Source organism: Nitrosospira sp. Nsp1 (assembly GCF_900100985.1).
GTDB lineage: Bacteria > Pseudomonadota > Gammaproteobacteria > Burkholderiales > Nitrosomonadaceae > Nitrosospira.
The window spans coordinates 17,138-42,355 of the sequence record NZ_FMUF01000026.1 but is presented as its reverse complement, the minus strand read 5'-3'; the positions used below and the strand labels follow the sequence as shown (position 1 = coordinate 42,355).

The 25,218-nt window shown below is 53.8% G+C and carries 21 protein-coding genes and 1 pseudogene; 15 read left to right on the top strand and 7 right to left on the bottom strand.

What is annotated here, in order from left to right:
• The 5 genes and pseudogenes from BLP78_RS15820 to BLP78_RS13385 all read left to right on the top strand — a co-directional run.
• Window positions 1-185: hypothetical protein (locus BLP78_RS15820; RefSeq protein WP_218118984.1), on the top strand; the 185-nt coding region annotated here is incomplete at its 5' end.
• 205 nt (window positions 186-390) lie between these two features.
• A complete protein-coding gene (locus BLP78_RS13400) occupies window positions 391-1,071 on the top strand; it encodes a DUF1353 domain-containing protein (protein WP_176752870.1) in 681 nt (226 codons plus the stop codon).
• Between the two features lie 125 nt (window positions 1,072-1,196).
• Window positions 1,197-2,624 (top strand): hypothetical protein, encoded by a 1,428-nt coding sequence (locus BLP78_RS15365; RefSeq protein WP_143002970.1) that lies wholly within the window; start codon window positions 1,197-1,199, stop codon window positions 2,622-2,624.
• A 324-nt stretch (window positions 2,625-2,948) separates the two neighbouring features.
• Window positions 2,949-4,054 (top strand): annotated as a pseudogene (locus tag BLP78_RS13390) (IS3 family transposase).
• Window positions 4,055-4,247: 193 nt separating this feature from the next.
• Window positions 4,248-4,892 (top strand): zinc metalloprotease, encoded by a 645-nt coding sequence (locus tag BLP78_RS13385; RefSeq protein WP_090459979.1) that lies wholly within the window; start codon window positions 4,248-4,250, stop codon window positions 4,890-4,892.
• Window positions 4,893-5,289: 397 nt separating this feature from the next.
• Here BLP78_RS13385 and BLP78_RS13380 read toward each other — a convergent pair whose 3' ends face one another.
• Window positions 5,290-5,571, bottom strand: a complete 282-nt coding sequence (locus tag BLP78_RS13380; RefSeq protein ID WP_090459978.1) for a hypothetical protein — start codon at window positions 5,569-5,571, stop codon at window positions 5,290-5,292.
• A 3-nt stretch (window positions 5,572-5,574) separates the two neighbouring features.
• Window positions 5,575-6,186 (bottom strand): 30S ribosomal protein S4, encoded by a 612-nt coding sequence (rpsD, locus tag BLP78_RS13375; RefSeq protein WP_090459976.1) that lies wholly within the window; start codon window positions 6,184-6,186, stop codon window positions 5,575-5,577.
• 663 nt (window positions 6,187-6,849) lie between these two features.
• On the opposite strand from rpsD, the gene BLP78_RS13365 reads away from it, so the two are divergent.
• From BLP78_RS13365 to BLP78_RS13350, 4 genes are all read left to right on the top strand, one after another.
• The gene (locus BLP78_RS13365; protein WP_218118983.1) at window positions 6,850-7,572 is read left to right on the top strand and encodes a PEP-CTERM sorting domain-containing protein; all 723 of its coding nucleotides are present in this window, start codon (window positions 6,850-6,852) and stop codon (window positions 7,570-7,572) included.
• 29 nt (window positions 7,573-7,601) lie between these two features.
• The gene (locus tag BLP78_RS13360; protein WP_090459970.1) at window positions 7,602-9,959 is read left to right on the top strand and encodes a TonB-dependent hemoglobin/transferrin/lactoferrin family receptor; all 2,358 of its coding nucleotides are present in this window, start codon (window positions 7,602-7,604) and stop codon (window positions 9,957-9,959) included.
• 3 nt (window positions 9,960-9,962) lie between these two features.
• Window positions 9,963-10,220: a hypothetical protein gene (locus BLP78_RS13355; protein ID WP_090459968.1), complete on the top strand. Its 258-nt coding sequence runs from the start codon at window positions 9,963-9,965 to the stop codon at window positions 10,218-10,220.
• A gap of 120 nt (window positions 10,221-10,340) precedes the next feature.
• Entirely contained in the window at window positions 10,341-12,206 is a 1,866-nt protein-coding gene (locus BLP78_RS13350) for a sirohydrochlorin chelatase family protein (RefSeq protein WP_143002969.1), read from the top strand.
• 79 nt (window positions 12,207-12,285) lie between these two features.
• Here BLP78_RS13350 and nadC read toward each other — a convergent pair whose 3' ends face one another.
• On the bottom strand, window positions 12,286-13,149 hold the full coding sequence (gene nadC, locus BLP78_RS13345) for a carboxylating nicotinate-nucleotide diphosphorylase (RefSeq protein WP_090459964.1): 864 nt from the start codon (window positions 13,147-13,149) through the stop codon (window positions 12,286-12,288).
• A 68-nt stretch (window positions 13,150-13,217) separates the two neighbouring features.
• On the opposite strand from nadC, the gene BLP78_RS13340 reads away from it, so the two are divergent.
• Window positions 13,218-14,699, top strand: a complete 1,482-nt coding sequence (locus BLP78_RS13340) for an FMN-binding glutamate synthase family protein (RefSeq protein WP_090459962.1) — start codon at window positions 13,218-13,220, stop codon at window positions 14,697-14,699.
• A gap of 105 nt (window positions 14,700-14,804) precedes the next feature.
• Here the strand turns inward: BLP78_RS13340 and BLP78_RS13335 are convergent, their stop codons facing one another.
• The gene (locus BLP78_RS13335; RefSeq protein WP_090459960.1) at window positions 14,805-15,224 is read right to left on the bottom strand and encodes a nuclear transport factor 2 family protein; all 420 of its coding nucleotides are present in this window, start codon (window positions 15,222-15,224) and stop codon (window positions 14,805-14,807) included.
• A gap of 292 nt (window positions 15,225-15,516) precedes the next feature.
• Here BLP78_RS13335 and clpB point away from each other — a divergent pair, with 292 nt between their 5' ends.
• Window positions 15,517-18,123, top strand: coding sequence for an ATP-dependent chaperone ClpB (gene clpB / locus BLP78_RS13330; RefSeq protein WP_090459957.1), 2,607 nt, complete (start codon window positions 15,517-15,519; stop codon window positions 18,121-18,123).
• 817 nt (window positions 18,124-18,940) lie between these two features.
• Here clpB and BLP78_RS13325 read toward each other — a convergent pair.
• Window positions 18,941-19,345 carry a DUF2892 domain-containing protein gene (locus BLP78_RS13325; protein ID WP_090459988.1) on the bottom strand — a complete coding sequence of 135 codons (405 nt, stop codon included), beginning with the start codon at window positions 19,343-19,345 and terminating at the stop codon, window positions 18,941-18,943.
• 235 nt (window positions 19,346-19,580) lie between these two features.
• Here BLP78_RS13325 and BLP78_RS15660 point away from each other — a divergent pair, with 235 nt between their 5' ends.
• The 4 genes from BLP78_RS15660 (at window position 19,581) to bamC (ending at window position 22,572) form a co-directional block, all read left to right on the top strand.
• The gene (locus BLP78_RS15660) at window positions 19,581-19,808 is read left to right on the top strand and encodes a hypothetical protein (RefSeq protein WP_176752869.1); all 228 of its coding nucleotides are present in this window, start codon (window positions 19,581-19,583) and stop codon (window positions 19,806-19,808) included.
• Window positions 19,809-19,901: 93 nt separating this feature from the next.
• Window positions 19,902-20,105: a cold-shock protein gene (locus BLP78_RS13320; RefSeq protein ID WP_025040002.1), complete on the top strand. Its 204-nt coding sequence runs from the start codon at window positions 19,902-19,904 to the stop codon at window positions 20,103-20,105.
• Window positions 20,106-20,524: 419 nt separating this feature from the next.
• Window positions 20,525-21,415 carry a 4-hydroxy-tetrahydrodipicolinate synthase gene (gene dapA, locus BLP78_RS13315; protein WP_090459955.1) on the top strand — a complete coding sequence of 297 codons (891 nt, stop codon included), beginning with the start codon at window positions 20,525-20,527 and terminating at the stop codon, window positions 21,413-21,415.
• 50 nt (window positions 21,416-21,465) lie between these two features.
• Window positions 21,466-22,572 (top strand): outer membrane protein assembly factor BamC, encoded by a 1,107-nt coding sequence (gene bamC, locus BLP78_RS13310; RefSeq protein WP_256330283.1) that lies wholly within the window; start codon window positions 21,466-21,468, stop codon window positions 22,570-22,572.
• A 171-nt stretch (window positions 22,573-22,743) separates the two neighbouring features.
• Here bamC and BLP78_RS13305 read toward each other — a convergent pair whose 3' ends face one another.
• Together BLP78_RS13305 and BLP78_RS13300 are read right to left on the bottom strand one after the other, a co-directional pair.
• Window positions 22,744-23,163: a hypothetical protein gene (locus tag BLP78_RS13305; RefSeq protein WP_090459951.1), complete on the bottom strand. Its 420-nt coding sequence runs from the start codon at window positions 23,161-23,163 to the stop codon at window positions 22,744-22,746.
• 4 nt (window positions 23,164-23,167) lie between these two features.
• On the bottom strand, window positions 23,168-24,844 hold the full coding sequence (locus BLP78_RS13300; protein ID WP_090459986.1) for a tyrosinase family protein: 1,677 nt from the start codon (window positions 24,842-24,844) through the stop codon (window positions 23,168-23,170).
• Between the last annotated feature and the right edge of the window lie 374 nt (window positions 24,845-25,218).

Sequence of the window (25,218 nt, the reverse complement as noted above, 5' to 3'; positions counted from 1 at the left end):
TGCTCTTCACTAAATCGCTTCTTCATGTTCGCCTCCATGTCAAAATTAACATGAAGACTCACTCAGCGGGTGGCTACAATATTCTTAGCAGATCAGCATCACCCATCTCCGCCATCGCCTACCCCTACTACATCCAGCATATCGTAAACCTTCCCCTGATGTCACATTTTGGTACTTCAGGTTGAGTCAGAAATAAAAATTCGCTCAATGGCGGGTTTAGTAACTGCTGAGTTGAATATTTCGCGATCTGTACTATGCTTTTATCAATGTATTGTTTATAGCCTTTTGCCACCAAAACCCGATGGCCTATTAATTAACCATTGAATTTTACAATAACAACTGCACGCAAACATGTTGCTGCTGTATCGGGCCAAACGGAGGTCAATAAAAATGAAAAAATCTACCTTACTGCTATTCATACTAATCATGGTACCGGCGGCTCCAGCTTCTGCCGAATTTAGTGGGACATTTGAACTTGGTCCCAGTGGATGCGAGGCAATGGGGTTATGCAAGCTAACCTATGACCTCAAATTCAAAGATGCTAAAGGGATTGAATGGCAAGCAAATGCAAAAGACGAAACCGATGGAGCGACCATTCCTAACTGGGCACAACCGTTTATCGGAAAACCTTTCGACGAATCCTACATCAAGGCTGCTGTCATTCATGATCACTACTGTAACCGTCACGTGAGGCCATGGCGACAAACACATCGAAGTTTTTATGATGCATTGGTCGAACTTAATGTAGGAACGAAGAAATCCAAGCTCATGTATTACGCGGTTTACCTATATGGCCCAAAATGGGTGGAATTAATTCCAGGAAATGCCTGTGGGGCAAACTCCAACTGCATAAATACCTTCAAAACTGGCGGTCCAGTCATGCAATCTCGTCAAGCTGAGTATGAAAAACAAGGAATGCTCGAGGATATGAGGGAGGTTGAAAAACTCCTGGAAGAGCAGGATGCTAGCTTGGAAGGCCTTGAGAAGCGCGCCCAAAATAAACGACCGAATGACTTCTATTACAAACATGGTGATCGGGTGATAACCAATACTGGCTTGGCGGTCGAATAGCTTCTATGATTAGATTACGTTGTCATTTGTCTAGCTACGCTTCAACAGTATCATTACCAACATAGTCATCGCCTCTGCAGGCTATATTTTCGTGATTATTAATATTCAACCCGAGGGGAACAAGAATGAAAAATAAGGTGCCTTTGAATATCGTGGCCGCTAGCATTGTCTTGCTTTTAACAGGCTGCAGCTCACTAGCAATTAAAGACCTTCCCCCACTATCAATTAAGGACCCTACTAAGTATATAACTGAGCAGAAGAATCCTATCTTTACCCGTGAAGAATTGGAAGACAAGGAAAAGAGTCATGGGTTAAGAATACTTGCAAAACAGGTCCTTGGCCAAGGTCATGAATGCAGCAAGGAACCCATCAAGGCAGTTTCCGACGAAAAAACCGACGATACGGCCTTCAGACCGAAATATTATGAAGATAAGGAACCACTGTCAGAAGACATGGCGAAGGCAGGTACTATGAAGGCACTAATAATGAGCCAGTGCAGCCAAGATGGTGATATGGAAGCAGGGAATCTCGGAATGCGTGAGTTTATAGATGCCATGCATAAAGAATATGTACGAGCGTATGCAGATGGTGATGTTCAAGAAACAATATCAAAAGCGAAAGCGGAAGGGAAAGCGAAAGCGAAAGCAAAAGCGGAAGCAGAAGGGAAAATGGGAGCAAAAGCCAAAGCGAAAGCGGAAGGAAAAACGGACGCGGAGGCGGAAGCAAAGGAGGAAGCGGAAGCGGAGGCGGAAGGCGGACTAGTATTCAGCAAGGTGCTGTTCACTTATGCAAAAGCTTACTATAACGGAGATTTTGTTCTCCGAGACGGCACTAAGTTAGCAAAACCATCCGTGGTCGTTGGCTTCGATAAAGATGGAGTATTCAGTGGGTCCACCGATAACGATACATTGATTGGTTTGACTACTGTTTTTCTCGAGGCATTCGCAGAATTCGTATTTCCTACTCCGGTCATTGTTGCCGCGAAGAAAAAACCCGTTTATGAGGTCAAATATTGCCTAAAAAATCCAAAGGATTCTACATCAACTAAAACAGCAACCAAAACATCAGCTAATAGCAAAGGGGAAAAGATAATTTGTATAGAAGACCCTCAACCGCGCGAAGAAGATCAATTATACGAGCTACTCTATACAAGGAAGAAAGATGATGTTACGGACTATATGAATACTTCTAACCTTGAACCCGTAGTTCATACATTAAAAAACAGTTTTTTCGGGAAGGAGGTGGTTCTAGTCGAAAAAGGCTCTAAGGGAATCTCAGCGGTGGAATTTAAAGCTATGAGACACATCTCAGGCAATGTAGCTGATGGATTAAAAATGGTACTTGGCACATCTCTTCGCAGCCTGGGTGGATTCGGTGTGAGCTTTGGCGGTTTCGGGAAAATATCGGTTGGAGATAATGATGCTTTAACAAAAATAGTAGAAACAGCGATTGAAGTGTTGAGCAGGCGGTTGGTGGAATATAGATTTTATAAACTTTTCAAGGAGAAAGAGTTAGAGTCGCAAAAAAAATTGGACATTATTTTTAGAGATTGACTTCATTTCACCTAGCTTGGCCAGGAATGCGCTCTAGATCAGCGCATTCCGACCAATTCGATTAACGCGTGATTTTCTAAATCGGCCGACAATTCTCCCATCGCCCTATCCCCAATCACATCCAGCGTGTGTCATACACCTTTCGCCGGATTTCAATTTCCACAGTTTCCCGCGTAAAATTTCACCGAATTCTCCAGGGTCGCCCCCATTCCTTTACAATTTACGCAGAGGTTCGTTGTTGGGGGTGATCTGCTTTAGAAATTCAGGACCAGACAGAAAGTGAGTTTTTCGGCAAACTTGACCTTGAAAGGAGGGCTGTTTGCCATGAAGAAGAAGCGGTTTTCAATAGAACAGATCGTAGCGGTATTGAAGCAGGCGGAGCTTGGGATGCCGGTGGCGGATCTGATCCGGCACGTGGGGATATCGGAACAGGCGTTCTACCGCTGGAAGAAGCAGTACGCGGGGATGCAGTCGGATCAGGTGCGAGAGCTCAAGCAGTTGCAGGAAGAGAACGGGCGGCTCAAGAAGCTGGTTGCCGAGCTGAGCCTGGATAAGGCAATCCTGCAGGACGTTGCCACAAAAAAGTGGCCCGGCCCGCGCTGAGACGTGAAGTGGTGGCCTACATTGTGAGCCACTATGACTTGAACATGCGGCGGGCCTGCAGATTGATGAAGCAATCGCGCAGCGTCCAGTACTATCAGAGCGTCAAGGATCCGAAGCAGGCATTACGAGGGCGGATGCGAGAGATTGCAAAAGACACGGGTTCGTTATGGCTACCGGCGCATCCACGTGCTTCTCAAGCGTGAAGGCTGGCAGCTGGGTAAAAACCAGGCGTATCGGCTCTATAGCGAAGAGAAGCTGCAGCTTCGCTCGAAACTGCCCAGGCGCCGCAAGATGGTGGTGACGCGCCAGGCAAAGATAAAGCCGACCAAACCCAATGAAGTATGGAGTATGGACTTTGTGTCGGACCAACTGGCCAATGGCATGAAGTTCCGTATGCTGACGATTGTGGATGTCTTCAGCAAGGAAGCGCTGGCGATCGAAGTGGGTCAGCGCTTGCGAAGCGAACATGTGGTTGCCGCGTTAAATCGGTTGGCTACACACCGGGGTCCTCCCCAATATCTTTTTGTCGACAACGGCAGCGAGTTCTCGGGGCAGTTGCTCGATCTTTTGGCATACCATCACCAGGCGCGGATCGACTCAGCCGTCCTGGAAAACCTACGGACAATTGCCGCATCGAGACGTTTAATGGATCATTCCGAGACGAGTGCCTGAACTTGCACTGGTTTGAAACGTTGGAAGAGGCCAAAGTGATCATCGAGGACTGGCGGCGGGACTATAACGAGAGTCGGCCTCACTCGACTCTCAACGACTTGTCGCCAGCCGAATTTGTACGCCAGGCGGGCCTTCCAGGCCCTGTCCCGGTTTAACCAACGCCGAAAACTAACTCTCGGAATGGTCCTGGAAACCCAAGCGGATCAATTAACATGAAGACTCACCCAGCGGGTGGCTACAATATTCTTAGCAGATCACAGCCGTTCCCTCTTACTTTATATACATTGTTTCCTGAATATTCAGAGAATGTGCGGCTTAGAAAATCAACTCAGTAGGTAGAGGGAAATCATGAAGATATCAGGTTTGCTAGGGTTGATAACGGTATTAGGCATGATAGTAGGTTGCGCAATGCAGCCGCCACAGCAATCCCAGTCATCAATATCACCGGTAGAAGAGGATTCGCGCGACATCGTCGTATATTTCCTGCCGCTGGATGATTTCTCCGCGGATGCTTCAGCGTCGTTAGCCCAGTATTTCTCCCGGGAATTTGGAGTGCGTATGAAGAGCGCGTTACCAATGGGATCTGGCGAGCTACAGCCATTCGAGGGAACGCAACAGTACGCCGGGGAGGACATTTTAATGCTTGCAAAACCAGTGCTGGAACGTCTTCCTGGGCGAGCTCAAAATGCGAGTTACATAATCCTGACAAACCGAGATATCAATGCGCGTTCACGTACTTTCCGTTATATGTTTTCGTGGCACGATAGCGGTCTTCGCGCCTCAGTGGTATCGACAGCTCGAATGACTGAACCGGGCGATCTTTCGCAGCGAGCTGCGTCCCTACTAACTGACCGGTTTAGCAAAATGATCCGTCGAGCTGTTGGAGAAATGCAGTTCGGTTGGAAGCGGTCGAGTAATATCAACGATGCGATGTATTCTCCTATCATGGGTGTGGATGACCTTGATCGTATTGGACGCATGCATACACCCTGACAGCCCGCATTTCAAACCAGACCGATCTCAATGCAATGCATGGGTAACTGATGGAAAACCTGATGAACAGAGACTCCCCACCCACGAGGTTTCCCACAGGGATTACCCACCGGTTGCCCGGACTTCAATCACATAAGCAAGGGGCCTGACGCGACCTTTCGGCTTTGCCCAAGCTGTTTTTGATATTTTCTTTAGGGGCAATATCTTGTCAACAGAATCAGGAAAATTCCGAAGGTCCGGGCTTACTATCCCGCGATGGCACTCAATCGTCAGACGATTTTATTTTTAAGAATCCGGCGGATTTTAGGCAGTGTGAATACAGTGCCACCCGCCTGCTTGACCCGACGTTCGGCCCCAACCTGGCTGAGGGTGATCCAAGCGGTGACCAAGAGACCGCTCAGTTTGGCAGACGCCATTGCGAAATGGCTGCATCCGGTGCGCACAGGGCGGCGTAGGCTTCCCACTCCTCGATCAGATTATCGGCACAATCGCGTACCACGTGCGACAGGCGAGGATCATCACGGATAAGGCGCAAGTGAATAATGATTGCCGCTGCAACCGCCCGCGAACGTCTCGCCGGAAAGCGTGACATCAGGCAGATCAGGGCTGCCAAGGCCTGTTCCGGATTCGTGGAGTATTCCGGTAGTGTATCAGCCTGATTGCAGGTCTTGGGCCTCATCCGTTACAACCTCACGGCGTAATACTCGACGACGTGCTGCACCTCGATAGGGAAAGGCACTTCATCGGCGCCTGGCAGGCGGGTGACGACAGCCGATCGGGTCCGAGCATCGAAGCTGATCCATTCCGGGTGGGTAAGGGCAGGGGCGAGTAGGCACTCCATGGTCGAAGGAATGCGCGCTGCCTTATCGGTCAGGGCTATGGCGTCGCCAGTTTTTATCCGGATGGATGGGATGTTCACCAAGCGGCCATTCAGCATGACATGGCAATGACGGACAAGCTGGCGGGCAGCGGCCGCGGTCGGTGCGAAACCGGCGCGAAATACCAGATTGTCGAGGCGGCGCTCAAGCAGTTCGAGCAGTTTCTCGCCGGTCGGCGTCTGGGATTTCTTGGCTTCCTTGAACAAAATCCGAATTTGGGCTTCCGATAGGCCATAGTTGAAACGCAACTTCTGCTTTTCCATCAGGCGCACCGCGTAATCGGAACGGCGACGGCTTTTCTGTCCGTGCTGACCGGGCGGATAGCTTCCCGGTTCAAGGGATTTGCGGGACAAGCCCGGCAACTCGATCCCAAGTGCGCGCATGACTTTGAGTCTCGGTCCAGTATAACGTGACAAACGATTCTCCTTTTCGTTCTGGTTGATAGAGAGTCAGGATCTCCTTGACGCAAGGAGTCGATCTGGCAGCAAGCAGCAGCGATGCACCTTGACAATCCACTGCAAGGCTGCGGCCGAGCTGTAAGAATCATAATATTATCGAAACTCATTTGCAAATGATTCTTATTATCAATGATGATTTTTACTCCATCTATCACGAATTCCCAGTAAACGGAGCGCAAAGCATATTAAGCCGGAGCATTAGCCGCACAGCCGAAATTCCCTTGATCCAAGGGTGTTATCCCTGTTTTATGAAGAGCCGGCTCTTATTACTATAAAGATGAGAATAGAGTCATTTCTAAATATATTAATTGACAACAGTTCTCATTCTCATTACTATTTTGTCGTCGCTTACGGCTTCGATAGATCTGAGAAGCCGTTCTCGAGCTTTCAAAAATAAAAATAACTGTAGTTTGTTGTCCGCCCGCCACGCCAGGCTCTTACCTCTGGCCGCCAGCCCCGGAAAATCCTGCCAGTCAGGTTCCCCGAAATACCCGCCAGCCGATTCCGCCCGCAATCAATAAGCGTTTGACATGTGGAGTTTCCACATATGCCTGCTCATGTGCCTCTGGCACCTAGGGCTAGCGTACTTGCTTTGTTCATTCATCCATGGAGGATCTTGACGTGAAATTGAAATCCATAAGTTTGATTGCCGGTTTGCTGCTGGCCGCTCCAGCCCTTGCCGATATCGCCAACGGGCCCGATCCCTATGCCGCCGGCTTCGGCTTCGACAAGCCGAGCGATGCCACGGCTGCCTGGGGCGGATGGGCCCGGGGCGATGCAGGTACCGCATATGCGGAATGGGATAATTTTGTTGGGGGCATGCCCGGTACTCCCTACTCCTCGGTTTATGACTCGTCTGGCGTAAGTAGCGCCACTTTTACCTGGAATGCCGGGACCTTCGGCGCGACCTCGGGAAATCTGTATAGCTTTACCGGCTCTCAGATATTCGACATCGATGTCACGCCTGCTGTTGCTTTCAATGGTCCGCTTACAGTGGCATTGCAATTCGAAACCTGGGGCACAGTGATGGATTACGGCAACATCCAACTGAATGGAATAGCGCCCACCAGCGCGGGAGTAACCTATACCGATCCTGACTTCTCCAGCTCCATGGGGCCGGTCGAGTTGAACCACTATCTGGCGGTATGGAATTTGAACGCGGCCCCAACTGTGTTTCACATAGATATGCAAAGTATCGGACCGCACCAGAGCTTCACGCAAGCCGTCCTGGATATTGCCGCTCCCGTTCCGGAACCCGGTGAATGGGCCATGCTGTTGACCGGACTGGGGTTGATGGGGACGATTATTCGCCGGCGTAGCGTCGGAAATAATACCCAGGTATAGAAAAGCGTGATGGTGCGCGATCAGGCCAAATGGAACAGAAATATAAAGCCTGCCTTCTGGTGGGCACGCTACTCCTGCCTGCATACGCGGCCTATGCCGAGGTACCTGCCGATCAGGCTTCTGCCTTTCCTTCCCCATGCGCGGAACGCGAACTGAAAATTGCAGTCGCTGCCGCTTTTCCAAAGCCCACCCCAGAGGCCGGTTCCCCGCCGGTCGCGGCAGCGGCTCCGTGCATGGATTCACTACCTGAAAAAGCAGGCGCGGAAAACGTGCTTCGCACCATTTCCGTGTCGGCGCTCCGCCCCGAGCGCGACATGAAAAACGTGCCGGTCACGCTGAACGTCATTTCCGCAGAGACGATAAAGGAACAAATGGCTACGTCCATCAAGGATTTGATCCGTTATGAACCAGGGATATCGGTCGGCAACAATCCATCGCGTTTTGGCCTGAGCGGTTTCAATATCCGTGGACTGGACGGCAACCGCATACTGATCCAGATGGATGGCATCCGCCAGCCGGATAATTTCGTCATTGGTGGTTTTGCCAATACCGGCCGCAACCTGGTCGACGTCGGCATGCTTTCCGGCGTGGAAATTCAGCGCGGAGCCGGTTCCGCCCTGCAAGGGTCGGAGGGAGTAGGGGGTGTCGTCTCGTTTCGTTCCCCGGAGCCGGAGGATTTCCTGAAAGGCCGTTCGTTTGCCATCAGCCCTGAAACCATATACCAGGGCGTGGATCGCTCGCTCGGCATCATCGGCACGCTTGCCACGGGCAACGAATATCTCAAGCTGATGTTGCGGGGGGTGCAGCGCAGCGGACACGAAACCGCCACCATGGGTGCGGTGGGGGGTACCGGGATAACTCGCACCAAAGCCAACCCCCAGGATATCGATACCCTGAACGGGTTGGCGAAGCTGGTGTTCACGCCGTTTGCCAGTTACCGGGCGACGTTTGCGGCGGAAGGGTTTGAGCGCATCGTGGACACGGATATCCTGTCGCTGCCACGAGGCCGGCGGGTTGGGATCACGACGAAGGATGCCTATGATCGCGACCGGATCTCGCTCGACCAGCGCATTGCGAATACACCGGCCGGTACGATCAACCTCAAGCTCTACCAGCAGAACAGCAGGACCCGGCAGCATACGCGCGACGAGTTTCTGGATAGATCTCCCGCCGCTGGCGACCAAAGAAGCCTCATCGAACGCGACTTCGACTTCAGGCAGACATTGACCGGAGCGAAGCTGCAAACCGAATCGATATTTGAAATGTGGGGCGCTCATACCCTCACATGGGGGGGAGAAGCCTTTCGCACAGATACGAAGCAGGCACGCGACGGCTTGCAAAGCTATCTCACGCTGGGTACGCAGACGAAGCAAATCGGCCCCGACCTGTTACCTACGCGGGATTTTCCCCCGTCAAGCGCCACCCAGTTGGCTGCATTCTTCCAGGATGAATGGTGGCTATCCGACCGATTCACGGTTGTCGCCGGTTTGCGCTATGACAATTATTCTCTCAAGCCCAAGCCGGATGCGCTTTTCATTGAGCGCAATCCAGGCGTCGATGTGGCGGATGTCAGGCTCAGCGCATTTTCGCCCAAGCTTTCCGGCATCCTGCACATGGGCTATGGTTTTTCATTCGTTGCCCAATACTCGCAAGGATTCCGGCCTCCGCCATACAACGATGTGAATATCGGGTTTACCAATTTAAGCGCAAGGTATACAGCGGTTGCCAATCCCCATCTCCGGCCCGAAATTGTGCGTGGCGGGGAGTTATCGTTGCGTCATGACGGCGACAGGGGCACCGTATCCCTCACCGCCTACGATAACCGGTATGAGGATTTTATCGACTCCTCGCGTCCTCTTGTCTGCCCGGGCGATCCTCTGTGCGTGCCGGGACTGATGACATTCCAGTCCCGCAACCTGCCAAGGGTGCGCATCTATGGCTTTGAAGGCAGGCTGGACCAGCAGCTATACCCCGGCTGGCGTTTGCGCGGCAGCTTTGCCTGGACAAAGGGACGTGACCTCGAAACCGGTCTCCCGATCATTCAGATCAACCCGGCCACGGGCGTACTGGGCTTGTCCTATGAGCGCGGCCCGTTCCGCATCGAATCGCTTGTCACGGCGGCAATGCGCAAGACAGCCCTCGAATCGAGAGGCGTGAATCGATTGCTGCTGCCGCCCGGCTATACCGTGATGGATCTTCTGGCCCAATGGAAATTTGCGCGCACCGGCAGGCTGTCCGTAGGCATATTCAATCTGCTGGACGAGAAATACTGGCAATGGGCGGATGTGCCCGTTAATGATCCGCACACCGCCGACTCGCGCGGCGGCCCTGACCGCTATACCCGGCCGGGGCGCAACTTTTCCGTGAGCCTCAGCTACCAATTCTAAACCATGAGAAATTCCAGAGACCTGAACGACAAGCCATCGGTGCGGTTGCTGTTGGCGGCCTTGTCGTGGCTCACCAACAAGCCGCGCCCCGGTGACCCGGCAATGCAATTGGCCATTGCCCATCACATTCATATGCTCGTCCTGCACCCGGCATCCGATAGCTTCGATGTTCAGGCAGCTTTCTACATGGCAGGCAAAGCGGGCATGGATGCGGAGGGGCTTCTCGCACGTTTTTCCGCCGTTGCGACAAACCTTCATTGAGCATGGTCTTGGAACAGTTCTCAAGCCAGCCAGCTGGCTTCGGCCCTGACAAAATGAAATTTTTCAGGGATCTTCATATCCCAGTCGATTCTGTACGCTTTATCAAATAGTAAGGAAAACATGAATACGAAAAAACACATGTCAATGCTCAAACCCTGTTATTGCCTTGCGCTGGTTGTGCTGCTGGCGGTATCGATCAAATCCGGTTTTGCGGAAGAGACCTTGAGCAGAAAAGACAGGCAGACAGGATTTCTGGTTGTCGCAGCGGATCGTGGTTTCCTTGGCAACGAGGAGATCATCGACGAATTCCACCTGTTTGCAAAAGGACGCAATGCTTCACTGGTATTCGTTACCGACGAACGCACGCAGAAATATCTCGATACGGAGGTGGACAGTCTTTTGCAAAGAGGCGCGGAGCGCATCGTGACGATTCCGTTGTTTGTGTCCCCGCAGGATCCCCGCTATCGGCTGGCCCGCAACCTGCTTCAAGGCGGAAAAGTCAGCGTACCGGTTTCGTATGCACGCTCCTACGGCGAGAGCGTCTTCGCCGTAGAGGCACTGGTGGATAGATTGCGCACCATTCGATCCCCCGCGGATACCAGCCTGATCGTTGTGGGGTACGGCGCGGTGGACAGCGATAGCGAGCAGAGAATGCTGGATGACTGGAAGCATATCGCGGAGAAGGCCGCTGCCGGGTTTGATTTTGCATCCGTCAGCGTGGTGATCGGCTACGATAAAAAAGATGAAGCAGAGAAACAAACCGCCAGGCTGAAGCAGGAACTGGCCGGCGCTGCCGGCCCCGGGGGCGGAAAAACCGTCGTGATGCCATTTCACCTCGGCCCCAGGCTCGACAGCATGATGTCGTTCGACGCGAAGCTCAAATGGCTATTGCCGTCGGGCGCTCAACTGGTTTCCGAGGATAGTGCGGGTATGCAACCGAGTGACGGAGCCGGGCGCAGCAAAAATATCCCCCCGATCGCCGCCGGACTGGCGGCGTGGTTTGAGCGTGAAGCCAGCCTGAGCCAGCCGCTTGCCGCCGAAGATGTCGGAATCGTATTTTTGTCCCACGGTGCCGACTTCAACTGGAATGAAACAATGCGCGAGTCGGTACAGCCTTTGGCCAAGCGGTACAAAATCGAATTCGCATTTTCCATGGCTGACCCGGTGACTGTCGAGCGTGCCATCCGCAAGCTGGAGCAGCGCGGTGCAAAAGCCGCGATAATTGTGCGGGTGTTCGCGATGGAGGATAGTTTCCGCAAATCGGTTGAACGCATGGCCGGGCTGGACGTGGAAGGCATCGCACGGGACGCCGCCGATAATCATGCCGGGCATGGGCATGGGCATGGAGAAGGCGCCGGCATTCCGGCGCCGCGCATCCTTACCCGGTTGCCTATCCGGACCGTGGGCGGCTTGGACTCCCATTCGCTATTTGCCGCCGCATTGCTTGAGCGCGCTCGCACGCTGTCCAGGAACCCGGTGCGCGATACCGTTATTTTGGTCGCGCATGGTTCCGGTAGCGATCATCAGAACGATCAGTGGAACAGGGTGCTGGAGAAGATGGCCGCCCATATGCAAAATGCCGGTAAGGGCGAATTTCACGCAATCAAGGTTGCAACCTGGCGTGAAGATTGGCCGGACAAACGGGAACCCTGGATCCGCAAAGTCCGGGACATGGTTGGAGAGGCGGGAAACGATGGAGGCAGGGCGATTGTAATCCCTGCCCGAACCACCGGTCAGGGACCGGAGAAAGAGTTCCTTTCCGGCCTGGAGTATGACTTGGGAAGCGGATTTGCGCCCCACCCACTGTTCGTGCAATGGGTGGACGAGCAAATTCAAATGGGATTGGCGCAATTTGCCGAGACGCGCCGTGCAGCAATGGCGATGCTGGAGACCGATGGAATTAAACAGGAAATAGTCCCGAACAGGCTGTCACGTTCCAATCACGCATTTTATAAACTGATAAAGCAAATCAAAAAAAGAAAATAATCGATGGCAACTGACGATAAACCAACTACGTCGCATTGCGCCTCGACTTCATCATGAAGGGAACGGGTTAGCGCATTCGTCACGGTATACCGTGCGGGTCGACTGAAAAGCGCATCGATAAATCCACTGCCATTATATCCTTGGTGAGGCTGCCGACCGAAATTCGGTCCACGCCGCTTTCGGCTATCGCGCGGACGTTGTCGAGGGTGATCCCTCCCGATGCTTCCAGCGCCGCTGCCCGGTTGGTCAACCGCGCATTCAGGATGACTGCCTCGCATAAAGTGCCGAGGTCGAAGTTATCCAGCAGAATCAGTTTAGCCCCCGCATCCAACGCGGTGCGCAGGTCGTCCAGCGTTTCCACTTCAATCTGAACAAACACGCCTGCCGGCGCAATTCTTTTCGCGGCGCGCAGGGCAGGTTCGATTCCCCCCGCGGCGGCGATGTGGTTTTCCTTGATGAGTATGCCATCATATAAACCGAGACGATGGTTTGCGCCGCCGCCGCATTTGACTGCGTATTTTTGCGCCAGGCGCAGCCCCGGCAGTGTCTTGCGCGTATCGACGATTATTGCCCCGGTTCCGGCCACTGCATCTGCATAACGCCTGGTTTGCGTTGCCACAGCCGACAGTAGTTGCAAAAAATTGAGTGCGGCACGCTCCGCTGTGAGGAGAGGCCGGGCATTGCCTTTTATCTCGCAGAGTTGCTGGCCGGCGCCGATCGCTTCACCGTCCTGGGAAAACCAATGCACTTCGGCTTCCGGCGACAGTTGCCGAAAACATGCGTCAAACCACTGAGTGCCACATAAAATTGCATTCTCGCGGCTGACGACAGTGGCGACCGCGGCCTTTTCGGCGGGAATGAGGCTTGCAGTAAGGTCACCCGCGCCAATATCCTCGGCCAGGGCCGCACGGACGTTTTCTTCAATTGTGATTGCTAGATCCATGAACTCAGCGTGGCTTTCTTATGTTATGGAATCGGAGTATTTTATCTGAATGAGAGGGTGGAGGCAGCATGTCTGATGCACTGAAGGTAATTTCCTACGGTTTTGGTTCCATACTTGGCTTGATCGTGATCGCGATCATCGTGTTCCTGTTCATTCAGGATGTGACGCAGAAAAAGCATTCCATCCTTCGTAACTACCCGGTGATTGGACATCTGCGGTTTTTTCTGGAAAAGCAGGGGGAATATTTTCGCCAGTATTTTTTTTCGGGCGACAGGGACGAGATGCCGTTTAATCGTGCTACCCGAAGCTGGGTGTACAAGAATGCGAAGAACGAGGGCGGCATCGTTGGTTTCGGGTCCACCAATGATGTGCGCGAGCCCGGCTCGATCCTTTTTGTCAATGTCGCTTTTCCGCTGCTGGAAAGCGAGCGCCTGCCGACCCCATCGCTTCTCATCGGCGAGGGTTTCTGCGAGCATCCCTTCCATGCCAGGTCCATAACCAACATCAGCGGCATGAGCTACGGCGCGATATCGGCGCCTGCGGTGCGTGCACTGTCGCTCGGTGCGGCGGAGGCGGGGTGCTGGCTGAATACAGGGGAGGGCGGGCTTTCGCCTTACCACTTGGAAGGCGGTTGTGACGTCGTCATGCAAATAGGCACCGCCCGGTATGGTATCCGCAAGCAGGACGGCAGTTTCTCTCCTGAGCGGGCAAAGGAACTGGCCAAGGTGGTCAAGGCGTTTGAAATCAAGCTTTCCCAAGGCGCAAAGCCAGGCAAGGGCGGGTTGCTTCTCGGCGTGAAGGTGAGCGACGAAATCGCCACCATCCGTGGTATTCCTGCTCATCATGATTCGATCAGCCCCAATCGCCACGCCGATATCAGTAATGTGGACGAGTTGCTCGACAAGATAGCGTATATCCGTGAACTCACCGGACGGCCCGTCGGCGTAAAGGCCGCCATCGGTGGTTGGCGCTTTATAAACGATTTGTGCGATGCGGTGAACCGTCGCGGCGCCGAATATGCGCCCGATTTTCTCTCGATCGATGGGGGCGAAGGCGGCAGCGGTGCCGCACCCCAGACGCTGGTCGACCACATGAGCCTGCCCATTGCGGAAGCATTGCCGCGAGTGGTGGATTCGCTACTGCAATCCGGCTTGAAAAATCGCATACGCATCGTCGCGGCGGGCAAGCTTGTAACGGGGGCGCGGGCGGCCTGGGCGCTGTGCGCCGGTGCGGATTTCGTCAATACCGCACGCGGTTTCATGTTTTCACTGGGCTGCATCCAGGCCATGCGCTGCCATACCAATACTTGCCCTACCGGCATTACCACGCACAACAGGCGTTTGCAGCGTGGCCTGGTGGTGGAGGAGAAATACCTGCGAGTCGCCAATTATGCAAGAAACATGAATAGCGAAATCGACATGATCTCGTATTCATGCGGATTGCACCATGCCCGTCAATTGAGGCGCGAGCATGTGCGTATTGTGGAGACAGCAGGCAAAAGCGTGGCGCTCAACATCCTGTATCCTTATCCTGAAGTGTCTCAAGGTTGAATGCGGCAAGGTGTAGGAATCGCTTGCTGCCTACAGATGGTCGTGCCCGGACTGAACCTGGTCAAGCTGTGTTAAATGGGCAGTCCCCTGATGCACCAGTTATCCTCAGGTTTCGAGACCGGGAATCGGGGCGTCCAGCGCCTTGGCAGCACGCACGGGATCGAAATATTCGCGCAGGAACGTGATCTTTCCGCCTGCAGCCCGCAGAAATAATACGTAATTCTGGACATAGATACGTCCTGTGGACTTGATGAGCCCTTCTGCCCCGAATTCGGCGACTGCCGCTTCCGAATCGGCAAAGGGGTAGACCTTGACATCGAGGAAGCGAAAATTTTCTACCGCGCCCAGAAACCAGGTTACATGATTCATCACTTCCTGTCGTCCCGTCAGCCGCGCCGGATGGCCGAGGGAGGGTGCGTAGGGTAGCTCCCACAAGAGATCATCGGCGATCAGCGCCTGCCATTGCGCGTTGTCCTCGACAAACGTCTGAATATGCCGATGCAAGAGATTGGAGGCGATCGTCATTTAACGCTCCTGGTTGACCTGCAATTATGTACAACACGCCAGCCAAACCCAGCGTCACGATGATGACCGTTGCAATGCAGAGGATAGCGGCGAATATTTCGTCAGTATAGTATTGTTTCTCGCCATTTTTATCGTGCAGCTTGCCTCTTGAATCATGCTGCCGTGCGGAATTGTCCCAGAATAACAACGGCGGAATGATGACCCCTGCTGTTTTACGGCGCTACTGTACTATATTGAAATTGCGATTCGCTCCCACATATAGTAGTCATCCATAATCCACCGAGGAAATCCCATGCGTTTCGACAAGCTAACCACCAAATTCCAGCAGGCGCTAGCGGATGCGCAGAGCATCGCGGTAGGGCAGGATAACTCTTATGTTGAGCCACAGCATCTGCTGCTTGCACTCTTGCAACAGGAGGATGGAGGGACGATTTCGCTGCTGCAACGTTCGGGTGCAAATGTTCCTCCCCTGCGCGATGCACTGAAAAAAGCCATAGAGCGTTTACCCAAAGTGGAGGGTACGGGGGGGGAAATCAATGCCTCGCGCGAGCTGGGCAATTTACTCAACCTTGCCGACAAGGAAGCACAGAAACGCGGCGATCAATTCATTGCATCGGAGATGTTCCTGCTGGCCGTGCTTCAGGACAAAGGCGAAACCGGCAATCTGCTGAGGCAGCACGGCGCCAACCGGGCAGCGCTGGAACAGGCTATCAGCGAGGTTCGGGGTGGCGAAAACGTCGGAAGCGCCGAAGCGGAGGGCAGCCGTGAAGCCTTGAAAAAATATACGCTTGACCTTACCGAGCGCGCGCGCATGGGTAAGCTCGATCCGGTGATAGGGCGCGACGACGAAATCCGCCGCACTATCCAGGTATTGCAGCGGCGTACAAAGAATAATCCGGTTCTGATCGGGGAGCCGGGCGTGGGCAAGACCGCCATTGCCGAAGGCCTGGCCCAGCGAATCATCAACGGCGAAGTACCGGAAACCCTGAAGGACAAGCGTGTGCTTTCCCTTGATATGGCGGCGCTGCTTGCCGGGGCTAAATACCGAGGTGAATTCGAGGAGCGCCTGAAATCTGTCTTGAAGGAGATCGCTCAGGCGGAAGGCAGCGTTATTGTCTTTATTGATGAGCTTCATACCATGGTGGGCGCGGGCAAGGCGGAAGGCGCGATGGATGCCGGAAACATGCTTAAACCTGCGCTTGCGCGTGGCGAATTGCATTGCGTTGGCGCGACTACGCTGAACGAATATCGTAAATACATCGAGAAAGATGCGGCGCTGGAGCGGCGTTTCCAGAAGGTCCTGGTGGAAGAACCCACTGTCGAAGCGACCATCGCCATTTTGCGTGGATTGCAGGAAAGATACGAAGTTCATCACGGTGTCGATATCACTGACCCGGCCATTGTTGCGGCGGCTGAGCTGTCGCATCGGTATATAACCGACCGCTTCCTGCCGGATAAGGCCATCGATCTGATTGATGAAGCCGCGGCACGGATCCGCATGGAAATCGACTCCAAGCCCGAGGTGATGGACAGGCTCGACCGGCGTCTCATCCAGCTCAAAATCGAGCGTGAGGCGGTAAAAAAGGAAAAAGACGAGGCTTCACAGAAGCGCCTGGGCTTGCTGGAGGACGAAATAGCGAAACTGGAACGCGAGTATGTGGATCTGGAGGAAATCTGGAAAGCGGAAAAATCCCAGGTGCAGGGGTCCCAGCACATCAAGGAGGAGATGGAGAAGGTCAAGCTGGAGATAGAAGCGGCTACGCGCAAAGGAGACTGGCAAAAAGTCTCGGAACTGCAATACGGCCGGATTCCCCAACTGGAAGCGCAACTGCAATCGCAACTCAACAATCAGCAGCAAAGCGAAATGGCAGGGCGAGGTGCTGCGGAGAGCAAACCGAAGCTGCTCCGCACCCAGGTGGGCGCCGAAGAAATCGCCGAGGTGGTATCGCGTGCGACCGGTATTCCCGTTTCAAAAATGATGCAGGGCGAGCGCGAAAAACTCCTGCATATGGAACAAAAACTGCATGATCGCGTGGTTGGCCAGGATGAGGCGGTTCGCCTGGTGTCGGATGCTATCCGCCGTTCGCGCGCGGGGCTGTCCGATCCCAACCGTCCGTATGGTTCCTTTTTATTTCTGGGACCGACCGGCGTGGGTAAGACGGAATTATGCAAGGCGCTGGCAGGTTTTCTGTTTGATTCCGAAGATCATCTGATCCGCATCGACATGTCCGAGTTTATGGAAAAACACTCGGTAGCACGATTGATCGGGGCGCCGCCGGGCTATGTGGGTTACGAGGAAGGCGGCTATCTCACCGAAGCGGTGCGCAGAAAGCCCTACTCGGTCATTCTGCTGGATGAAGTTGAAAAAGCGCATCCCGATGTGTTCAACGTCCTGCTACAGGTGCTCGATGACGGCCGCATGACCGACGGCCAGGGGCGCACGGTGGATTTCAAGAACACGGTCATCGTCATGACTTCCAATCTGGGCTCGCAGATGATCCAGCAAATGGCGGGGGATGATTATCAGGTGATCAAGCTGGCGGTGATGGGCGAAGTGAAGACCTATTTCCGCCCCGAATTCATCAATCGCATCGATGAGGTGGTGGTATTCCACGCGCTGGACGAGAAGCATATCCGGTCCATAGCGCGGATACAGTTGCAATACCTTGAAGAGCGGCTCGCCAAGCTCCAGATGAAACTCGAGGTGACCGATGCCGCGCTGGCGGAGCTTGCCCAGGCGGGTTTCGATCCCATTTTTGGCGCACGCCCGCTGAAGCGTGCCATCCAGGCGCAAATCGAGAATCCGCTGGCAAAGGAAATACTCGAAGGCCACTTTGGCGCCAAGGACACCATTACCGTGGATTGCAGAAATGGCGTGATGGTATTTGCGAAGTCGTGAGCAGACGGGGGAGCAGACGTTCCTCCGCCAACTCTGAGCAATCGAGGCAATAATCCTTAACCCGGCGGTGGACCTGCGCCTAGCTGACAAATGAGTGACAAGAGGCAAATGAGCGCGTCCAGGTGCCGGATTCAGGACCATAGTCCACTCAGGCCGGGCTAGCCCGGCAGTTCGGCGTGGCACCGTTCTTTGGCGTAATTTCCCTGATAAAAACCAGGGATAAGCGTCAGAGAAAGAAGTGAATGATAAGCGCTCTGGCAACTGACCAGGCAACGAACAGCGCAAGAATACTCCACGCAATGAAGACGAGAAGCTGATTGTGCATCAGGCCAGTCTCCCATAAAAAAGTTTACACCGAGCGGATAATGGAGCGGATGGTCCCGAAGTAGACTCGCTTATGGATCGAGGCTTATCTGTCGATTATCGACGAAATCAGGAATCGAACTGTCCCTTTAACTTGGCTCGCCGCACCGACCTGCTTGAACCTAAATCCGGTAGTTGACCGCTCATTTGACAGATCAATATTATGATTAATAACAATATTTCATATTATTTGACGCTCACCTTCCGGTGAGGGCGCTACGGGGTGAATTGTACGGCTTTTGGGGCACATGGCTGCGTTGCAACTTCTTGGAATGGAACGACCATTCCGCGTCGTTGCGCCTTGCCCTGCACCCCAAAAGCCGTACAATTCACCCCGTCCAACTACCGGATTTAGGTTGAAGGATCACAGAACTCCTTGATCAAGTCTGTATACGTTTGAGCCGATAAATAATAGGATCGGCCTTCTTCGTAATCGCTCTCCGCCCGCCAGAGGTTACCTTCCATCCAGCAACGCTTTTAGCTCGTATTTTTCCCGGTCTATTTCCCCCCGTGTACGTACACCCGAGCGCCGCAATATGGGTAATGGCGGGCACCATCCCTGAAGCCCGTGCTGCAGCAGGAATGACAGTACAACCCCTGGTAACACCAGCCATTTCCTGTTGACCGTCACGCCGAGCAAAAGACCGGCCAAGGCCACTGTCGCGGCATTGACTTCAAGCGCGCGCTCGACGTCCCACTCTCTGTCGAGTTCCTGGATGCGCCTATCGATGACTTCCGGGCTGCTGTTGGCGTAACGCCGGATGTTGCTATTTGTTCGGCGTTCTATTTCGTGGTTCACATCTGCTGCTGTTGAGCGGCGAACGCGATTGGCGCTCGTTGGGTCTTCGGCATGTAACATTATTTTTCTCCTTTGAAGAAGCAGTTCCATAAAAGCATAGTCTGCTTCCCTGCGGTTTTCTTGTTTTTTGATCCCCATGGCTATTTGATGGAGATCAGAACACATGCAATGCAGCAGTTCCAGTGCCCCATGTTCCATTCGACATCTTGAAAAGCGATAATTTTACATATGCCATCAATGAATAAGGTTCCATCACGGATGAGGCCTTGGTACAGATGCCGGCTGGGAATAGAAAATGGCTGGATGTCGTCTATGCATTGCTCAACTGGCAGGCAGTGCATTTACAAATGAGGCATTGATGGCGACCCCCGGCATTCCATTCGCCTGGCATTTCAAGGAAGGGCTGTTCATCTGCCTGGAAATGGAAACCTGGCCGCAATTGATCGACTTGTACCAAAAAATGCATGGCCTGAGCGAGTGCTGGGATTTCGTACGTGCGGTAGCGAACATATTTCTCGCTTAAGGATTGTCAAAATGCGCCCAGACCTGAAAACGAGGTCTCTTTTTGACTGATATGTTTCCCGGGCTCCGGCCCGATTTTTTAAAGGAAGTAAAAATGGCAACTGGTACAGTAAAATGGTTCAATGACTCAAAAGGTTTTGGCTTCATTACCCCTGATGACGGCAGTGAGGATTTATTCGCGCACTTCTCGGCAATCGGCATGTCTGGATTCAAGACGCTCAAAGAAGGTCAAAAAGTAGCGTTTGAGGTTACGCAGGGTGCGAAGGGCAAGCAAGCATCAAACATTCAATCTGCTTAAGATTTCATGCTGGGGCGGCCAAACCGTGCCAGCATGTAGTCCATTCCTGACGATCTTCTTTTATCCTGACGTATTTATCATGGGTAAAATTACTCCATGAATTCCCTTAGCCGCTTGCGTCCGGCTCCACACCGAATCTTTTCCCGAAAGCGCCGCTTTGCTTTGTATCCTTTTCCGTTTCCGTTGCCATTTTAGCCGCTTAAGCTTCTGCCCCAAGCCCACGTCCTACTCTCCTCCTGGATTTGTTCAAGTCATCCGGGAACCCGGCCATTCCTGCGTTGTCTGAAAGCGCGATCTGCGTGAGCAAGTGCCTCTTGTACGTATTAGTGCCGGGTTAATGCCGGGTCGAGGCGAATATTCTTGGTAGCGCCGAGATTCGGGTAAAATATGGTTTTTAATGTTTCCTGGATGGATCCGTCATGAATAGTGTTGCAATAAAAGGCAGCCTGGTCGCCATCGTCACACCCATGCATGACAATGGCGAACTGGATCTGGAGCGTTTCAACGCCCTGATCGATTTTCATGTAGCGGAAGGAACCGATGGCATCGTGGTGGTGGGTACCACCGGCGAATCTCCAACGGTGGATTTCGACGAACATCATCTGCTGATCAGGGCCGCCGTGGAGCGTGCTGCTGGGCGTGTGCCGATTATCGCTGGGACCGGTGCAAATTCAACGCGGGAAGCAATCGATCTATCGATTTACGCAAAGAACGCAGGCGCGAATGCAAGCCTCTCGGTGGTTCCCTATTACAACAAGCCGACCCAGGAAGGTTTGTATCAACATTTCAAGACAATAGCGGAAGCAGTCGATATTCCGCAGATTTTATACAATGTGCCCAGCAGGACAGTGGCCGATATCGCCAATGATACCGTGCTGCGGCTGGCACAGATTCCCAATATCGTTGGTATCAAGGATGCGACCGGCGATATGGGGCGAGGTTTCGATCTGCTGTGCCGGGCGCCGGAAGACTTTGCGGTTTATAGTGGAGATGATGTGAGTGCCTTGGCGATGTTGCTGCTGGGCGGGCACGGCATCATTTCGGTAACGGCCAATGTTGCGCCCCGGTTGATGCATGAGATGTGCATTGCGGCATTTGCAGGCGACCTTTCCGCTGCTCGTCTTGCCAACAGTAAGTTGTTGAGGTTGCATCTCGATTTGTTTGTCGAAGCGAATCCCATTCCGGTAAAATGGGCAATATCACAGATGGGGTTGATAGGTGCCACCCTTCGTCTGCCTTTGACCCCATTATCGGATCGATATCATCAAGTTGTAAGAGAAGCGATGGACAAGGCCGGGATAACCATATAGATGATCGGCCGGAATTTACGAGGAATCGAGCGTTGCGCATGAGATGGAGGATGATGGTCGCGCTATGTTTAGCGGTGACCGTGGCAGGATGCAGTCTGCTACCGGAAGCAAAGAAAATAAATTACAAGTCGGCGGGTAAACTTCCACCGTTGGAGATCCCGCCCGATTTAACCATGCCTAGTTCGGATGAGCGCTATATCGTTCCGGATATCAACCCGACGGGAACCGCAACTTTTTCCGCTTATGATAAAGAGCGCAATAAAAGCTCCGGAACCGGGGGCGGCAGTGCCATTCTACCCACCGTGGATGAGGGCGGTGTGCGCATGGAGCGCTCGGGCACTCAGCGCTGGCTGGTGGTGACAGGTGAACCTGAGGACATATGGCCGGTAGTAAAAGAGTTCTGGCAGGAATTGGGTTTTATCGTCAAGGTTGAAATGCCCGCAGCCGGCGTGATGGAAACCGACTGGGCGGAAAATCGCGCGAAGATTCCGGATGATATTATCCGTAACACGCTGGGTAAATTTCTGGATACCCTTTATTCGACCGCCGAGCGCGACAAGTTTCGTACTCGTCTGGAACGCGGAGAGGACGGTGCCACCGAGATTTACATCAGCCATCGCGGCATGGACGAGGTGATGGAGGGTGATACTCGTACCCGCTGGCAGCCTCGGCCTGCCGATCCGGATCTGGAGGCGGAGATGCTTTCGCGCCTGATGATGCGATTCGGGGTCGCGGAAGAGCGTGCGAGAACGGCAGTAGCCAATGCCGGTAACGCGCCGGAGCGCGCGCGCCTGACGGGCGAAAAAAATGAAGTGCTTACCGTGAATGAGGCCATTGATCGTTCCTGGCGGCGGGTGGGACTGGCGCTTGACCGTATTGGTTTTACCGTCGAGGATCGTAATCGCTCGCAAGGGATTTATTTCGTGCGCTATATCAACCCTGACGTGGACAGTGGTGCCGGGCCAGGCTTTCTCTCGAAACTTCTCTTCTGGCGCGACGAGAAGGACGAGAAGCGGGATCAATTCCGCATCCAGTTAAGTGAAGCCGGAGCGGCGGGAGAAAGCACCGATGTCAAGGTGTTGAATAGCGAGGGCGAACCAGAGAAATCGAGTGACGCAAACCGCATATTGAAATTGCTTCATGAACAATTGAAGTGATGGGCTATCTTTTGAATGAGTCAGCGGACCGGCATTGGCGTCAAATATACGGAAATTGGTAAGGTAGGTCGGGCTGAGCCCGACCTACCGCCTCACTTTCGCAGGAAGATCCGTCAGAATTGTAAATACGGTTTTTAAAAAAATCGGGTTCCGGGCGCCGATCCCCGATTTTCAATGACTGATCGGTACATATATCAAATTGACGCTCTCCACCTCGCCCGGCCGTGGTGCGCGGACGGGCGCGCCCGGCTCATCGACCTCAAGACGTAATTGCACGCGATTGTTGATAATGGCGGTCTGAGGAAGGGGAATGGTGTACGTGACGGCTTCCGGGCCCTGCGGTCCACCGAAAGGCGATACGGTGCCGAGCAGTACGCCTTCGCCCGTGCTGACGCGAATCTCCGTTCCACGTGGAAGCGCCCCGGCATGGACCTGAATCCAGACCGCCTCCCGTGAAGTGGCCGGGCGAGCAAGCCCCAGTTCGATTACGCTTTGCTGGGTTTCGCTCTCTGCAATTGCACAGCCCGCGCATCCGGCGGAATACATCAATGCAATGATGATTGACGCGAGGTTCCGCCACCGTTTGTACATGATGTCAATGCGCCTGCACCACGATGGCAAGCACTTCGGCCTTTGCTCCCATAACATGGATTGCCGCGGCACCGGGCGCGCCCACCTGTTCCGGCACCACCTGGATGCTCATCGGCGCATCGGCCTTGAGGAGGTTACCTGCTTGCATCGCGGCAAGCGCACCCGACAATGGTATGGTGAAGGTGACAGGCCCATGCATGACGTGGTGCCCGAACATCGAGAGCGTACCGGCATAATGCGGGCTCGATGGATCGATTTTAGCTCCGCCGGCAGGTGCATTGACCAGAACGGCGAAATCATGACCATGCGCCAGTGGCGGCAGCGCGATTGTCACCTGTGCAAACAGCCTGGGCGCCTCCGGTTGCATCCCTGCCTGGAGCAGCGCGGATGGAATCGTCACGGCACCGATTGCTGGCTCTGTCGTGCTTATCGACGATTGGGAAATCTGCGCGCTGAACCGTTCGGCCTGGGCGGCGGCAACACTGGCCGCAGGCGCTGCCAGCGTCATCGGCACAACCTGCTCACCTGATCCCGGCTGATAATCGTAGTTGAAATCCCCAATCGTGGCATAGTCGCCAGCGATCCTTTTGGTTACCGGCTGCCCTTTCGAATCGACAAAGAACAGGAATGGCTCCGATGACCACGCATTGAGGTCTGAACCTTCCGGCAAAACGGGGTATCCGCGTGCCTGTTGCTTCCGGGTCCAAACGTCCCACAGCCTGTCGATATTCGCGTGGTGCAGGAAAAAGAGCGGGTCGATGGGCGACAGGTTGGCTTGCATGAAGCCGCCGCTATTGGTGGTTCTGCCGGATGGATCGGTAAAGATGCCGCCTACGCAATTATGAACCCTGTTGTGTGGCTGGCCTTCCAGAACGCCGAATCCGGTCAGCCCGCTGTGACCCATCGTTTTTGGGCTGGCGAACGTGAGGAAATCCCGCGGCGCGAGCGCGTCCAGCAAGGTCTGCAGGGAAACGGCTTTTGCCGTTTTTTCGTCGAGTCCCGGCTTTTCTTTTGTCAGGCCCCGGGCATGGGCCAGGTCGAAAAAAAACTGGCCTCTTGGGTCATCGATAATGTCGAACCAGAGGTCTTCGGGAGCGCGGATTCCGCGCGCGAGTAGCTGACCGTATTGCGTGCCGTCATCGAATTCTCCATTGGGTTTGTAACTGCGTTTCCAGTAGCTCGCTTTCGCTACTGCATCCCCGAAGCGAACCCGGAATTCCTTGTATTGTGCGATATAGGCGGGATTGGACGGCGTCAGTATATCCTCGAACATGATCGAGGGCACACTCGGCCGGAACGGATTTCTCGGGTCCGTATTCTCGCTCCAGTCCCAATAGGGAAGCGCAAAGCTCGGGTCGCCGCTAAGTTCGCGGCATATCTGTTCGAACCAGCCGATATAGCCGCGATGCCATACCAGAAACCACCAATTGCCGTGCGGGCAATCCATGGTGTGGGTGAGCGCGATACGATACCAGTTACGCGGATCGGTTGGCGGAAGCGCGAGCATCGCCCGGATTGCCCTCTTATAGCTCTCGATATTACGCCTCGCGTCGGGATTCAGGACATTCAGGCGCCGATACTTTGCCGTCCCCTGCGCATGAAGCGAGCTGAACGGAAGCGTGGCGCTGCCTACGGTAGCGGCGGCGGCAGCCGCTGTTTTTAGAAACGCGCGGCGAGACATGGTTGATGGCTGCAATTTGTTATTTTGCGACACGAAAACCTCATTATGGTTGGAATTGAATATCGAGTGCACCTGCCTCCACGCCTGCTGCAGCCTGCGTTAACGGGAGTTGATAATTTTTCCGGAACGCTCCGGTTATTGCCGACGCCTGGGAAGTGGGATCTCCAGAAAGCGCATAGCATCGGGAGCTGGCGTCATGCAATCGCGATCGGGGCCAGGTAATTACAATTAGATAATTAAATGACATTTCTGGATACCTGTAAAATCTTACAGGTGCCCGAGGCTCAGGCTGGCATGCGGCAGCGCAAGAGGTGACGGCACGATTCGTCGCAGGTCTCTTCGGGTCGCGCTTGCCAAGCAAAACCACCAAAACC

Excerpts from the sequence above, each read along its gene's own strand:
- BLP78_RS13400 (WP_176752870.1), top strand. The coding sequence starts at position 391 with ATGAAAAAATCTACCTTACTGCTATTCATACTAATCATGGTACCGGCG.
- BLP78_RS15365 (WP_143002970.1), top strand. The coding sequence starts at position 1,197 with ATGAAAAATAAGGTGCCTTTGAATATCGTGGCCGCTAGCATTGTCTTG.
- BLP78_RS13385 (WP_090459979.1), top strand. The coding sequence starts at position 4,248 with ATGAAGATATCAGGTTTGCTAGGGTTGATAACGGTATTAGGCATGATA.
- BLP78_RS13380 (WP_090459978.1), bottom strand. The coding sequence starts at position 5,571 with ATGAGGCCCAAGACCTGCAATCAGGCTGATACACTACCGGAATACTCC.
- BLP78_RS13360 (WP_090459970.1), top strand. The coding sequence starts at position 7,602 with ATGGAACAGAAATATAAAGCCTGCCTTCTGGTGGGCACGCTACTCCTG.
- BLP78_RS13355 (WP_090459968.1), top strand. The coding sequence starts at position 9,963 with ATGAGAAATTCCAGAGACCTGAACGACAAGCCATCGGTGCGGTTGCTG.
- BLP78_RS13350 (WP_143002969.1), top strand. The coding sequence starts at position 10,341 with ATGAATACGAAAAAACACATGTCAATGCTCAAACCCTGTTATTGCCTT.
- nadC (WP_090459964.1), bottom strand. The coding sequence starts at position 13,149 with ATGGATCTAGCAATCACAATTGAAGAAAACGTCCGTGCGGCCCTGGCC.
- BLP78_RS13340 (WP_090459962.1), top strand. The coding sequence starts at position 13,218 with ATGTCTGATGCACTGAAGGTAATTTCCTACGGTTTTGGTTCCATACTT.
- BLP78_RS13335 (WP_090459960.1), bottom strand. The coding sequence starts at position 15,224 with ATGACGATCGCCTCCAATCTCTTGCATCGGCATATTCAGACGTTTGTC.
- clpB (WP_090459957.1), top strand. The coding sequence starts at position 15,517 with ATGCGTTTCGACAAGCTAACCACCAAATTCCAGCAGGCGCTAGCGGAT.
- BLP78_RS13325 (WP_090459988.1), bottom strand. The coding sequence starts at position 19,345 with ATGTTACATGCCGAAGACCCAACGAGCGCCAATCGCGTTCGCCGCTCA.
- BLP78_RS15660 (WP_176752869.1), top strand. The coding sequence starts at position 19,581 with ATGGCTGGATGTCGTCTATGCATTGCTCAACTGGCAGGCAGTGCATTT.
- BLP78_RS13320 (WP_025040002.1), top strand. The coding sequence starts at position 19,902 with ATGGCAACTGGTACAGTAAAATGGTTCAATGACTCAAAAGGTTTTGGC.
- dapA (WP_090459955.1), top strand. The coding sequence starts at position 20,525 with ATGAATAGTGTTGCAATAAAAGGCAGCCTGGTCGCCATCGTCACACCC.
- bamC (WP_256330283.1), top strand. The coding sequence starts at position 21,466 with ATGATGGTCGCGCTATGTTTAGCGGTGACCGTGGCAGGATGCAGTCTG.
- BLP78_RS13305 (WP_090459951.1), bottom strand. The coding sequence starts at position 23,163 with ATGTACAAACGGTGGCGGAACCTCGCGTCAATCATCATTGCATTGATG.
- BLP78_RS13300 (WP_090459986.1), bottom strand. The coding sequence starts at position 24,844 with ATGTCTCGCCGCGCGTTTCTAAAAACAGCGGCTGCCGCCGCCGCTACC.